The 13,942-nt window shown below is 41.9% G+C and carries 10 protein-coding genes; all 10 read right to left on the bottom strand.

Annotation, left to right across the window (positions count from 1 at the left end):
- The 10 genes from OFO00_RS05320 to OFO00_RS05275 all read right to left on the bottom strand — a co-directional run bounded on the left by OFO00_RS05320 (nucleotide 1) and on the right by OFO00_RS05275 (nucleotide 13,915).
- Nucleotides 1-1,137, bottom strand: a complete 1,137-nt coding sequence (locus OFO00_RS05320; protein ID WP_270865180.1) for an ABC transporter permease — start codon at nucleotides 1,135-1,137, stop codon at nucleotides 1-3.
- Nucleotides 1,124-2,368, bottom strand: a complete 1,245-nt coding sequence (locus OFO00_RS05315; protein ID WP_270865179.1) for an ABC transporter permease — start codon at nucleotides 2,366-2,368, stop codon at nucleotides 1,124-1,126. The genes OFO00_RS05320 and OFO00_RS05315 overlap by 14 nt, the downstream gene beginning before the upstream one ends.
- On the bottom strand, nucleotides 2,368-3,750 hold the full coding sequence (locus tag OFO00_RS05310) for a Fe-S-containing protein (protein WP_270865178.1): 1,383 nt from the start codon (nucleotides 3,748-3,750) through the stop codon (nucleotides 2,368-2,370). Before OFO00_RS05310 ends, OFO00_RS05315 begins: the two co-directional genes overlap by 1 nt.
- Before the next feature lie 374 nt (nucleotides 3,751-4,124).
- Nucleotides 4,125-4,646 (bottom strand): iron transporter, encoded by a 522-nt coding sequence (locus OFO00_RS05305; protein WP_270859954.1) that lies wholly within the window; start codon nucleotides 4,644-4,646, stop codon nucleotides 4,125-4,127.
- The gene (locus OFO00_RS05300) at nucleotides 4,643-6,649 is read right to left on the bottom strand and encodes an FTR1 family iron permease (RefSeq protein ID WP_270865177.1); all 2,007 of its coding nucleotides are present in this window, start codon (nucleotides 6,647-6,649) and stop codon (nucleotides 4,643-4,645) included. Before OFO00_RS05300 ends, OFO00_RS05305 begins: the two co-directional genes overlap by 4 nt.
- 243 nt (nucleotides 6,650-6,892) lie before the next feature.
- Nucleotides 6,893-7,918 (bottom strand): c-type cytochrome, encoded by a 1,026-nt coding sequence (locus OFO00_RS05295; RefSeq protein WP_270865176.1) that lies wholly within the window; start codon nucleotides 7,916-7,918, stop codon nucleotides 6,893-6,895.
- Nucleotide 7,919: 1 nt separating this feature from the next.
- Complete coding sequence (locus OFO00_RS05290) at nucleotides 7,920-9,179, bottom strand: cytochrome b (protein WP_270865175.1); 1,260 nt, start codon at nucleotides 9,177-9,179, stop codon at nucleotides 7,920-7,922.
- Between the two features lie 10 nt (nucleotides 9,180-9,189).
- Nucleotides 9,190-9,705, bottom strand: a complete 516-nt coding sequence (gene petA, locus OFO00_RS05285; protein WP_270859958.1) for a ubiquinol-cytochrome c reductase iron-sulfur subunit — start codon at nucleotides 9,703-9,705, stop codon at nucleotides 9,190-9,192.
- 180 nt (nucleotides 9,706-9,885) lie between these two features.
- Nucleotides 9,886-12,999, bottom strand: coding sequence for a cytochrome c biogenesis protein (gene ccsA / locus OFO00_RS05280; RefSeq protein ID WP_270865174.1), 3,114 nt, complete (start codon nucleotides 12,997-12,999; stop codon nucleotides 9,886-9,888).
- Between the two features lie 433 nt (nucleotides 13,000-13,432).
- On the bottom strand, nucleotides 13,433-13,915 hold the full coding sequence (locus OFO00_RS05275) for a CreA family protein (RefSeq protein ID WP_270865173.1): 483 nt from the start codon (nucleotides 13,913-13,915) through the stop codon (nucleotides 13,433-13,435).
- Between the last annotated feature and the right edge of the window lie 27 nt (nucleotides 13,916-13,942).

The raw sequence follows: 13,942 nt of genomic DNA, 5'->3' as shown, positions 1-13,942 counted from the left end.
TTATTCCTTTAATAAATTTGCCAAATTTGGATTTAGCGCCCGTTTTATGGGATAATAACTCGCACTCAGCGCGAAAATCAGCGATAAAATCACCGCCATTACAAGCCCTATAAATCTAAAATCCACTCCGCTAGAAAATAAAATTTGACCCAAAATTATGGCTAAAAAATACCCGATTATCGCGCCAAATACTGCCCCGCTAACGCACAAAAGCAAAATTTCGCCCAAAATTATGTGAAAGATATTGGCTTTGTTTGCGCCGATAGCGCGAAGCAGGGCGAATTCTTTAATGCGAGAGAGTAGGACCTGGCTTAGGCTAGTGTTTATGCAAATCGAGGTTATGGCTAAAATCGTAAAACCACTTAGTAGCATTAAAAGCTTGATTTTATCAAGGATTATGCCTTGTGTTTTGGATACTTTGCCCACGACATTAAAGCTCATTTTCTCATCGCTCAAATTTTGTGAAATTTCGCTAAGACCCTTAAAATCGCTATCTACGATTGCTTCGGCGTAGTTGATTTCGCCTTTGGCATTAAAAATATTTTGCGCCAAATTTAGCGAGATTAAAAGCAAGCCATCTTCCTTACCTCCGTCAAAAACAATGCCTTTTATGCGGACTTTGTGAGTGAAATTTGCATTTGCGTTGTGCGGAGAAATGCCGATTTCATCGCCTAGTTTCACGCCTAAAATTTTGGCTAAATTCTCGCCGATTAGGGCGTTTTTATCGTCGAAATCCACTCTGATTAGCTCGCCCTCTTTGAGTTGCAAAAACGGCATTGTTTTTGCTAAATTTGAAAATTCCACGCCCATTACCACAGCCGAATTTACCCCTAAATTCGCACTTTTAAATAGATAGCTATTGTGCGCTTTGAGATTTGGAATTTTTTCAAATTTTGCCCTTAGCTCATCTTGGCTAATGCGAAATTCTTGCGCCAGGGTTGGCGAGATTATCAAATTTGCCCCATAAGAGTTTAATTCTCCTGCGACTTTTTTGTCGATATCTGCCCAGATATTCACAAACGCCGCGCAAACTGCCGAGCCAAGGGCGATTGCGATAAAAATCACAAACGAGCGCAAAGAGTTGGCAAAAATGCTTTTTAAGACTATCGTGCGATAAAATTCATTATTTTCTACCATATAAAACCTCCGCTGGTGGCAGTTTTAGCGCGCTACGAAGTGGCAAAACCGAGCCGATTAGACAGATTACAAACCCAAATGCAATGCTTAGTGGCAAAACTAGCAGAGCAAAGCCTAAAAACGAGCCAAAGATTTGCTGTGCGATAATTTGGCTTGCTAAGTATCCCGCGCTCGCCCCTAAAATCGAAGCGAAAAGGCACACGACGAGGGTTTCGGCGATGAATTGCAAATATATAGCCAAACCGCTTGCCCCAAGCGCCTTTAAAAGCCCGATTTCCTTTTTGCGTTTGAAGGTTTCGTTACTAAGCAAGCTTGCGATGCAAATGCTAGAAATGATGAGCGAGAGGATACTCACCACACCCATTAGGCCTTGGATTTTTTTGGTGATTCCGCTCTGGGCTTCGCTCACGCTAAGGACTGCTTTGGCGCTTGCGTTTGGGAAATCCTCGGCGATTTGGTATGCTATGGAGCTAACATAGGCTGAGCAATACCAAGTATCGTGCTCGACGGCGTCTAGGCTGTCTAAATTGCGCCTAGCTTTTACCGATAAATCATCTTCTGGGATTGTCATTGCAGATACTTCTGCTTTGGCGATTTGACCCTCGCGGTGAGTGAGCTTTTGCACGAAGGCTAAATTTGCGATGATTTTACCGCTGTATTCCTCCGCGTCGTGCAAAATCCCCACCACGCGCACAGTGTAAATGCCTAGATCAATCTCATCGCCGATTTTTAAACCCAGCTTTTCGCCTGCGATGACTTCATCATTTGCGCCGTCCTTTGCCCACTCGCCACTAACGCGCCAAAATGGATAAAGGTGCCTTACTCCGACTCTAAAATCAGGCTCATCGCTCACGCCGGCAGGTCTGTCAAAATATGTCCCAACGACCTCGAATTCATCGATTTGCTCGGATAAAAACGGCGCGTAGCTTGTGATATTGTTGCGCCAAAAAATCTCTTTGATTTTCACCAAATCACTTTCGGCCAAAAAATCATCGTTTGCAAGTGGCGAAAAATCGCGCCCTGCAATTTCGATATTTAGGTTGGCAGATCTGGGCAAAACCACGATATTTGCGCCGTATCTTCCAAGCTCGCTTGCTAGTTTGTCGCCGATTTTAAGAGTGATATTTAGCATGCAAGCAATCAAGCCAACCGATAAAAAAATCGTCAAAAACGCTAAAAATTTCGACTCCTTAGCCCCAAAAATCGAAGCTTTTAAAATTCTAAAAAACATTATTTAAGCTCCTTTAAAGTGCCGTTTTCATCGACGAAATTTTGCGGATTTTGAGTGAAAATTTCTTCGTTTTTTTCATTTTCGAAAAAATAAATCCTGCCATAATACAAATAGCTAAATTTCGATGAATTTGAAATTTGCGCGCGCGAAACGGGGTCGATGACCTGTTTTTCGACGATTTCGCTAAAATAGCTTGCCCCGCTTAAAATTTCGCTAAGCGCGATTTTCACGCGCTCGCCGTCAAAGTCAAATTTCATAGGGATTGGGTTGCAGCCGCCCATTTTACCCACACTTGGCAAGAAAATTCGCACATTGCACGCTATGCAGATTAGCTCGCCCTTTTTTTTGACATAGCCCATATCTCCGCAAATCGAGCACGCGTCAAAGACCGCAACCGGCGAGAGATGAGTGCTAAATTTATTTAGCAAAAAAAAGCGGATTTTATGCCCATCATCGCTGATATAGGCGTATCTGTGAAGGCGCCCGTCTTGCAAGGCCTGCGCGTCAAAAACAAACTCGCCATTTACGGGCTCTACGAGCGTGGGCGTATCAATCGTAGGCGGGCGAGAGGCCACTAGCAGATAATAGAGGCTAATGGCGCAAAATAGGGCGCAAAGTGCGAGTGTGCAGAGGAAAGTGCGCCAAATTTTAAACCTTGCGCTTTTGTTTATGCGCCAAGCGATGATATTTTCATCTCGCGCTAGTTTTTTGGGGGCTAAATTTAGGTAGAAAAGCCCCATAAATAGGGCGATTGTGCACAAAATCAATATTAAATGCTGGTTGTTGTGGTAGATGATTTTGGCGATTATGCTTAGAAATTCGCTCGAATTTATAAATTTTAGCGAGGCGAAATTTGCGAAGTATCCGCCCTGCCTAATCCCTAGCCCCACAAATCCGAGCTTAGCGATGAATAAGAGGGCGCAGGTTAGGGCAAGGGCGCCAAAATTTGCGCGCGCACGATTTTTTAAAATTTCGCTATAAAGCAGGTAAAATAAAACTAGGCACGAAAGAGCCAAAATCACCATAAAAAGGTTTAGAATAGCCCCGCTATCAAGGAGTTCGGTGCTAAAAATTTTAAAATTTGCGCTGATTAAAAAATACTCAAAACAGGCGCAAACGCCAAGGGCAAAAATGCAAAATTTGGCAATTTTTGAAAGGCAAAATTTAGCGCAAAAAGGCAGTAAAAATAGCGCAATCAATGCTAAAATATCAAAGAAAATTTTGCCCTCTTGCGCGATTAGACTATGATTTAGTGCGCTAAAACAGGCACCCCCAAACACTGCTCCAAAAAAGGCAAATGCAAAATCTTTTTTGCCAAAGTGCGCGGCGATGATAAATAGTGGCAAAAATGCCAAAACAAAATGGTAAAAAAATATCGACAAAACTGCAACCTAAATGTGAAATTTTAGAGCTGTTTGAAATAAGCCAGATAATTTTAAAGCGAAGCTTTAAAATTATCCACCTCTAAGGTTTTACAGGGGTGGGGGTTGGTAAGGGGGAGGGTAGCGTCTCCTAAAAAGCGCGCCCTCCCCCTTACAGAGAATTTCAAATTTCGCTTAAAATTTAAAAAATCGTTCAATGCAAAATTTAAGTAGAATTTTGCTTTAAATTTTACTGGATTGCTTCGTCGCTGTTTCACAGCTCCTCGCAATGACAGCAAATTTGCAAATTACTTCGCTTTTCTTTTGCGTTTTGACTAAATTTACAAAATTTTTCAAACACTTCTAAAATTTCACCCAAAAAGGGTGAAATTTTGTTATTCTTTTGGAGTTCCAGTGTATGCAAATGTGTATTTCACATCAAATGCGCCCCACCATTTACCCACGCCTGTGGCCTTGTCAGCGTGGCGACCAAAGCCGTTTGCGCCTGGGTTTTCGATATGGAAAATCAGCTCATAATTTCCCACGCCATTTTCCATTTTGACATTTGCGCCATAGTGTGGGCCGTCGCTTGCGACCATTGGCATGAAATTTCCCTTTTGGATTTTGCCGTTATCTAGGTTTTTTAGCTCGTAGCCGATTTTTAGGTATGGGATCCACTCACCCTCGCCAAAGCCGTTTGCATTGCCCTCGATCGCGTGGATATCAGCCTCTAAGTGAATATCAGCTAGGCTAGGGGCTAGATCAATGCCCTTTGGCTCCATGTCGATTGGTTGTAGATACACAGCGGCGATCTCCATGCCGTTCATCTCCACAGGCTCACCGATAGGTTGCTCGCCAGCGAAGGCGATACTTGAAGCAAGGCTTAAAGCCAAAACTGATGAAAATAATTTTTTCATAAATTCTCCTTTGAAATAGATTTGTTTTTTTGTTTGATTATCAAAATTCCAACTATTAAAGCCACGATTAGCGCAGCTTGCGGGATAAGGCTCTCTTTGTAAGGGTAAAATCCTAGCCATGTAATCGTTGGCAAGCCCTCGATTATGCTTGGCGTAAATACCTTGCCCTCGACTAGCTCCATTATTCCCTTGCCGACAAAGACAATCGACATATAAAAAATAATCGCCGAAGTTATCATAAAAAACGGCTTGATCGCGATGCGAAGCGAGAATTTTTTGATTAGGATATAAACCACGAGCAGTGCGATTACACCCACGACAAATCCCGCACCCACCATACCTAGCGCGCTCGGAGTTTTAGCGTCGATTATGAGCGCTAGATAAAATAGCACCGTCTCGGCTCCCTCGCGATATACCGCTAAAAAGACCATCCACCATAGCATTTTGCCGTCTTTTTCGCTCAGGCTTTGCGAAATCGCGCCACTGATATACGCGCTCCATTTTTTCGAATTTGCATTTGAAAGTAGCCAAAACCCGACATAAAATAGCAATCCCACGGCTACTAGCATGACTGCGCCTTCTAGGATTTCGCGACTTTGACCTGCTTTTGCGGCGCCAAAAATCGCGCTTATGCCCCACGCTGTGGCAAAACTAAGCACAATTGCGACCGCAAGCGCGCTATAAACGATTTTTAATTTGCCCTTGTTGCCTGATTTGATAAGTAGGGCGATGACGGCAGCCACGATGATTAGGGCCTCCATACCCTCGCGCAAAATAATTATAAGCGAGTATAAAAACAGATCCCATGCGCTAGAATTTTGCGTCAAATTTAGGCTCTCTCCAAGTTGCGCGAAAAGCTCGTTTTGCGCTGCGATAATCTGCTCTTTTGGCGCGCCAGAGCTAATTAGGGCTGAAATTTTATTAAAGTTAGCCTCGGTGTCAAGTTTGAGTTGGGAGTTTTTGGCTCCCACGAGGGCTTCTATGCCGCTTTCTTCGTATTCGTCGAAGTAGATATTTCCGCTCTCATCGATTGCCTCATCGGTTTTGCCAGCCTCATACAGAGCCAAAACCTGCGCCATTTTGGATTTTATGTTTGCTACGGTTTGGCTAAAATCTGCATTTTGCGCCACTTCGCTTTCGCTAGTGTTTTGCGCGCTTTGTGGGGCTAGGGCGTAAGTTTGGCTAGGCAAATTTTGCGTGGCACTAAGAAGCAAATCGTCTAAATCTTTTAGAGATTGGTTAAATTTCGCTTCGCTCGTATTTAGGCTATCGCGCAATAAATTTGAGATAATTCGTTGAATCATTTGGTCGTTTTTGCTAGAAACATATTTTCGCACGACCTCTTCGAGGCGAGTGTTGCGATAAATGTCAAATTTAGCCTTGTTTAGAGCCGATTTTAGCGCGGTTTCGTCTTTGTTATCAAAGGCAGTTTTTGCATTATTTAGCTCGGTGATAAAATCATTATAAACGCTAAGCCATGGAGAATTTGGGTCGGAATTTGGGGCTTGATTTGCCGAATTTGCACCCGAATTTGCGCTAGAATTTTGCGTGGTGTTTGGGGTAGAATTTTCGCTTTGATTTGCGCTGGTTTGAGGCTGTTCTTCGCCCTCGTTTTGATATTGTGCGACTAGTTTATGACCGCTTTCGATGATTGGCAAAATTTCAGTGATTTCGCTATTTAGCTTTGCTATCATAGCCTCGATTTCGCCCCTTGGAGTGCCTGCTTTAAAGGCTTTGCGGATATTTCCAAACTGCTTTTCCATAGCGTAGGATTTTTTCTGTCCTAAATTTATGCGAATTCCAGCTTCTAAATTTTCAAAATGGCTAAAATACGCCTCTTGGGTTAGTTTGCGCGCACTAGCGCTATCGCCGTTATCATACGCGCTCAAAGCCTGCTCAAATTTGGCCTTTATCGCCTGGGCATGGACTTGGTAATCTGCGCCAAAAAGCGATGATAAAAACAGAAAAATCAGTAAAAAAGATGATTTTAGGATAAATTTCATAACCTGCCTTTTTGCTAATTGGTTTCAAAATCAGTTTGGGATTATACAGCAAAATACTTAAACTATAATAAAAATGTTTATCAAAAACAAGGATAAATGATAGCCGAAATTTAGCCAAATTTAAGGCAAAATTTATGCGAATTTGAAATCGAAATTTAGTGAAATTTAAAGATTAAATTTGAGAAAATTTATTGAAATTTAGGGGATAAATTTAAAAGTAGTCGGCGAACCGACTACTTAATTTTAATGGAGTTTCGACCAAACTTTGCTTTTCCAAAGTCCAGCGAAAACTGATAAAATCGCGAAATATAGCATTATGTAAAGTGCTGTTTTTTCGCGCTCATCTTTTTTGCTATCGCCGACTTCTTCGAGGTAGGCGACGACTTGATTTTCAGCTTCTTGTGTCAAACCAACGCGAGGCATAGATGTGCCTGGGAGTTTCTTTTGTGTATCGTTGATAAACTCGTGCAAATAATCAGGCAATTTCGATCGAATCATCATTGATAAATCTGGCGGAGTAGAGCCCATGTAGGCTGCGACTTTCTCCATATCGCTTGTGATTTTGCGACCAGCATATTTGACATCGTGGCATCTTTGGCATGAGTCCTCGAAAACCTGCGCGTTTTCCATTGCGCTTGGCGCGATTGAGCGTAGATATGCTACGATATCTGCGATTTCTTGGTTTATATCATCGCCAAGTCCGTAAAATGCTGGCATTGGGTGCGGATTTTCATCGCCAAATTTATGATCTAGCTTCATCGCCATTACAGGATCTTTGATAAGAGCGGCTAGGAATTTTGGTGAGTATAGATATCCTGCGCTGCTAAGATCTGGCGGATTTACGCCATAAGCTTCGCTAGCGCTTGTCGCGTCCATTGGAGCGTCCATGCCAAGCTTGCTTACGCCGTGGCATGCCACACAACCTGCGTTCATAAAGGTATCAGCGCCTCTTGTGGCGTCACCTTTGATAATGTCGATTTTGTTGATTTCGTCCCAAAATAGCGTAACTTTGTCTTGTTGGTTTTTCGCGTCTTGAAGCGTTCTTGTCGCACTTGCGATCATACCCTCATCGCCTGAATTTTGGGCTGTTTCTAGGGCTTTTTGCGCCTTTTCTACATTTGTAGTAGCAAGGGTGATATCCTCGGCTGCAAAGTCGTAATTAGCAGGATCGACATGCGGGCTAAGTCTAGTATGAGCAAAAGGCTCAATCATCCAGTATAAAACCGCTACTAAAACAACGAGTATTGCTAATGTTTTTATCTCTTTCATCTTAACCTCTTTTCTTTCTTTCTGCGATTGTTATCAAAGGCAAGACAACTACTATCAATGCGATATAAAGTATCGATAAAATAAAGCCCCAATATGTATTTGGCATGCCAAGCTCTGCGCCGTCTGCTGGGAGTTTGCCAAATAGGCTTAAAAGTATCATATCGATTAGTAATACCCAAAACCAGATAAAATATGCTTTGTTTCTGTGAGCTGGGGCTACGACAGAGCTTCTATCCATCCATGGAACTATCATTAGTGAAACGCCAGCGAATGCAAACGCCATAAGTCCGATATCTGCTGCCTTTAATGGTCCAACATCGAAGAAAAATCCGCGTAAAATTTCATATTGCCACAAGAAATACCACTCTGGGTAGATATGGTTTGGTGTTTTGAGGCTGTTTGCAGGGTCGAAATTTATCGGATCCATTGCAAAATTGAATTGAAATCCAACCAAATAGAAGAAAAATATCATAAAGATTGAAAGATATAAAAAGTCTTTTGATAAAAATCCTGGCCAAAATGGGATAACTTTCGCATTTTTTGTATCGCCGCTTAGGAATTTTTCACTCTCTACCTCAAAATCGATTTCTTCGCCGTCTAGGTTATTGACATGAGGGACGCGAAGTGCGTAGAAGTGAAGCGCGATGACAGAGATTACGACTATCGGAAGCAAGCAGACATGAAGCATAAAAAATCTTGTCAAAGTCGGATCGCTTACAGCGTAATCGCCTCTGATCCACTCTACCACGGCCGGTCCGATAACTGGAATTCCGCCGAATAAATTTGTAATAACCATAGCCGCCCAGTAGCTCATTTGCCCCCAAGGAAGCATATATCCGCTAAAAGCTTCGGCTGAAAAAAGTATGAAAAGTAGCATACCGCTGACCCAAATCATCTCTCTGCCTTGCTTATATGAGCGATAATAAAGTCCCACAAAAGTGTGGATATAAATCACCAAAAATACGACCGAAGCAGCCACTGCGTGGATATGTCGCCATAGCCAGCCATATTCTACCTCTTGCATGATAGTTTTATTTACGCTATCAAACGCCAAAGCAGCGTCTGGTTTGTAATACATTACAAGCATTAAACCGCTTACGAAAAGCACGATAAATAGTGTCATCAAAATAACGCCCATAGCCCATAAAAAGCTGATGTTTTTCGGAATCCAATACTCCGTCATCATAACTTTCATAAATTTATTAACAGCAAGTCTTTGATCTAACCAATCCAAGATGCCTGTTGATTTTCTTACATGCATATCAATCCTCCTACGCTTTGCCCATTAGAGCTTGATATTCAGGGCCTTCTTCGCCAAGGACAAGTTTAGTTCCGTCGATTTTAAATGGAGGTATATCCATACCGCGTGGTGGCGGACCAAACACAGCTACGCCGTCAGTGTTGAAAACGCCTCCGTGGCATGCGCAAACGAATTGTTTAGAAGCTGGTTTGTAGCTAGGGATACAGCCCAAATGCGTGCATAGACCGATACAAAGCGTGTATCTAGCGCCACCTACGACGACATCTCGTTCATCGTTTTTGCCCATATCGGCTGTCTTTTTGAGAATAAATATTGGCTTTTTGCGCCACTCTGTCCTGTATAGCTCTCCGTCTTTAATCGGGCTTAAATCCACAGTCGTTACGCCGGCTGCTTTGACGCTAGGAAGCGGATCCCAGCTTTTTTTCATACCACCTAGTGCAAATACGCCACCCACTGCGGCGACCGCACCAAATGCAAGTCCGATAAAGCCTCGTCTATTTTCACTAAAATCAGATTTAACAGACATCTTTACCCTTTCTTTTTGTGAAATAAAAGGGTAATTCTAGCCAAATAAATATTAAATTTAATTGATTTGAGTTAAGAATTTTGGCTTAAAATGCCTATTTAAGGGAATTATTTAATGAAATTTTAAAATTTAGAGTTTGAAATTTTATTTTTACAAACTCTAAATTTTATATAATAAATTTTACAATCTAGTCGATTTTCCCGAGCGAAAATATGCAACGATTGCCAAAACAAACATAGAAGCTGTCATTATATATGCCCAGCTTGGCACAGGGATTTTTTCGCCGGCTGCGTAAGAGTGCATACCTGTAAGGTAAAAATTTACTCCAAAATATGTCATTATGACGCTAAAATACGCAAACATCGACGCTACGGCGAAGGCAAATTGTGAATTTAGCTTTGGCATAAATCTAAAATGCACCACAATCGCATAGACAAAAATCGTAATCAAAGCCCAAGTTTCCTTTGGATCCCAGCCCCAGTATCTGCCCCAGCTCTCATTTGCCCACACGCCACCTAGGAAGTTTCCAGCTGTTAGCAAACAAAGCCCAAGAATCATCGACATTTCGTTGATTCTAGTGGCTTCTGTGATATTGCGCGCGATTTCTGGGTTGTTTTTGCCGAAGCAAAACATCAAAAGCGTGAAAATTCCAAGCAACATACAAAGCCCCAAAAATCCGTAGCTAGCGGTGATTACAGATACATGGATTGTCAGCCAGTGCGATTTAAGGACTGGTTGTAGGTTTGTGATTTGCGGATCCATATCGCTTAAATGCGCGACCATTAGCGTAATTCCTGCCATAATCGCCGTTAGCGCCAAAGAAATTGCAGATTTGCGCGAAAAGAAAATTCCACTAAGCGCTAGCGCCCACGCGATATAAATCATCGACTCATACGAATTCGACCACGGCGCATGTCCTGATACATACGCGCGAAGCCCAAGTCCGAAAGTATGTATCAAAAACGCCACTACATTTACAAACCAAACTAGATTAAATGCCCATTTTAAGCCTAAATTTGGCTTCATCATACGGATAAAAATAAAGATTAAAAGCAAAAATCCAGCGATTGTATAAATCGAAAAAAGTCGTTTGAAAATATGCGCGTTGTTGTATAAAATTTCATATTTTATCGCACTCTCGCTAGGTGCTAATTCGCCACCATTTTTGATTTGATAATCCTTGATAATGCTTAGCATTTTGTTTGCGCTTTGCCAATCGTTTTTGTTTTGGGCATAAATCACAGCTGTGGCAAACATCGCGCTCATATCGCGCACCTTATCTCGCTCGCTCTCGCTTAGCATTTCAAGGGTTGCAAACGGCGAAATCCATGTGCTATCGTTTGACTTTCCGGTAGGGATTATGCGGAAGTATTCGCCCATAATCGCGCCGTAAAACACATTTACTCTCTCATTTACTTTGATGATTTCTTTATCGAGCGTAGAGCGGTTACCAAGGGGTTTGCGGTTGATTTCCTCGCTTAATTTATCAAGCTTATAAAAGCTCTCATTATCCTTCATTTCGAAAAAATCCATCATCGAAGCGTATTTTTGATTTTCGTTAAGACCTAAAATTTTGCGCAGTTCCTTATCGCCTACGCGTATGATTTTGGCGGTGCGCCAATAATCTTGATTTAGCATAAATGAAAGCAAGGCTTCGTTGTGATTGAGCGTAATCCCGTCCTCGCCCTTGTAGGTTTCGCCACGGTAAATTTTGTGCAAAATTTCGCGCGAAACTGTATCAAACGGCTCCATACGACCATTGAAACCTTGCACGACTAATTTGCCAAGTTCTTTGCTAAATTCCTTATCAAAATTTGGCAAATTTAGCTTGATTTCATTTAAATTCACACTCTCATTTCCCTCTGCGTGGGCTAAATTTGGCGCAACACAGGCGAAAATTACAGCCAAAATCGCCACGCTTTTTGCTAGGTGAGTGTTTTCACTGATGAGTTTAGAAAGCTTGAAAAAGCGTGAATTTGGGTTTAAAAAGTTTAAAAACATGCCAAGGCAGAGCAAAAAATATCCTAGATATGTCGGGAATTTGCCCGGGTCGCGATTTACAGATAGCACGGTGCCTCCCTCGTCCCTGTCATACGAGCTTTGGAAAAATCTGTATCCGCCGTGATCTAGGACATGGTTCATATAAATATCGTAATCATAGCTGTTTGTGCCGTCTTTGACGGTAACTTCGCTCTTGTATCCTGAGGGCGAGTTTGTGCCTGGGTAGCGATCCATGACGAAATCGCGCAAAGCTAATTTAAACGGCAAATTTACCATTTTTGGCCCCAAAAGCGTGATAAAATTTGCGCCACCGACTTCGTATTGAAGGCCTTTTTCGCCTTGGATTACTAGCACCTCTTTGCTTTCGTTGTTATAACTAAGATCTGCGATAATGCCACCCATACCGGCTAAATTTTCCTCTACCCTAACAAATTTTTCCACAGCTGAGCTTAGCAGGCTAACTGGGGCGAAATTCGTCCCCTCAAAGCTATAAAGCGATAAATCATCGATTAGATTATCCTCATTTTTATTTAGTGCGATTTTTTCGCTAGTGCCCATTTTAGTGGCGTTTATGTCGAAATTCGAGTTTATATAGAATTTATCAGCGTCGTTTTTGATATAGATGAAATATTTGGTTTTTGGCATGGTATTAAAGCTAATGCTAACCTCGCCTAGCTCGATACTCTGCCCAGAAAGTAGCGAAAGGGACTGTTTTTGGGTATCGTTTGAAAACAAAAACTCGATTCTAGCGGGTGCGCTTTGGCTCTCGTCTTTGACCCATTTTAGCTCGCCGTGCGGGATAAATTCTTTAAATTTCAAATTTGCGTTTTTGCCATTTACATCTAAATTTAAATCAAATTTCATTTTTCCTACGCCGCTTAGGTAGTTTTTTTCATCGGCTGAGATGAAATTTTTATCCTCGCCTATGCTAATTAACTGCACAAATTCGTCCTTGGTGCTAATTAGCGAGCTTTCCTCTCCCTCTCTAATGTGCAAATTCCCCTCAAATCCAAAATATCTCGTAAGCCCAGCCCCAAGCAAAATAAAAAGAAAGCTTAAATGAAATATAAAGGTTGGAAGCTTTTTGATATCGCCGAGGCGGTAGCGGTAGATATTGTAGGCCAAATTTAGCCCCAAAAGTAGCATTATCAGCCCGAACCACCACGCATTATACACACTCGCCCACGCTACTGGCGTGCCAAATGCAGTCTCCACAAATGTCGCCACCGCGCACGCGATAGCCAGCAGGGCAAGCATAATGCTGGCAGATTCCATGCTAAAAATAGATTTCATATTTTTCCTTGCTAAATGATAAATTTTATTAAAGGGGCGATTTTAACAAAAAATTCTTAAATTTTCGTTGCGATAAATCAATAAATAAATCATCGCAAAAAGCGTATCGATACCAAAGCAAAATTTAGCGAAATTTTGCATTAAATTTTACCCATAAGCATAATTGCAAAGAATTTTGCGAAGCAAAATTCCATAAATAAATGCGTGCATAGCACGCCACTTTGCAAGCGTCGTCGGGGGTTAGGGGGTTGGTAAGGGGGGAAGGGGAGCGACCTCGCAATTCAAGCCCCCTTCCCCCCTTACAAAAGTTTTAAAATTTTTTGCCATTTTGGCGGTTGGCAATTTAAAATTTGGCGATTGCTTCGCTTCGCTCGCAATGACACTTAAAAGTAAAATTTCGGGTTAGTATTTCATGCTTGCGGACAGCGAAATTTTATTTTTTATATGCAAATTCACACACCTTGCCTACGGCTTGATTGCACGGAATTGCCGAGATAGAATTATCTGGCGAGCCGTCGATGATTTTATCTGAATACACTAGATAAATTATGCTCTGGCTTGCTTCGTCAAACATACGCACGACATGGGTTTTTTTAAAGATTAGCGAGGATTTTTTCGCAAATATATCTTCTTTTTTAAGCTCTTCTTTGATTATGATTTTTGGGGCTGTTTGGCTGCATGAAACAGAGGCTTCTGAGCGGTCTTCTTCGACGCCAACAATCTCTTTTGCGCCACCTTTTTTGGCGTATGAGATGAAGCATGTAACCCCATCGATTTTAGGGTCGCTAACGCTGATAACCTCGATTCTATCGTTTTTGCCAAAAATTCTAAACGAAGTATTTACGCTATCAATCACCTCGTAATCCTTAGCAAAAACTGCGCCCAAAATCGCACAAACAAGAAAAATTTTTTTCATTTTGACTCCTTAAATTTGACAAATTTT

The organism is Campylobacter sp. VBCF_04 NA7 (assembly GCF_027737405.1).
GTDB lineage: Bacteria > Campylobacterota > Campylobacteria > Campylobacterales > Campylobacteraceae > Campylobacter_B.
This window is presented reverse-complemented; position numbering and strand designations above follow the sequence as displayed.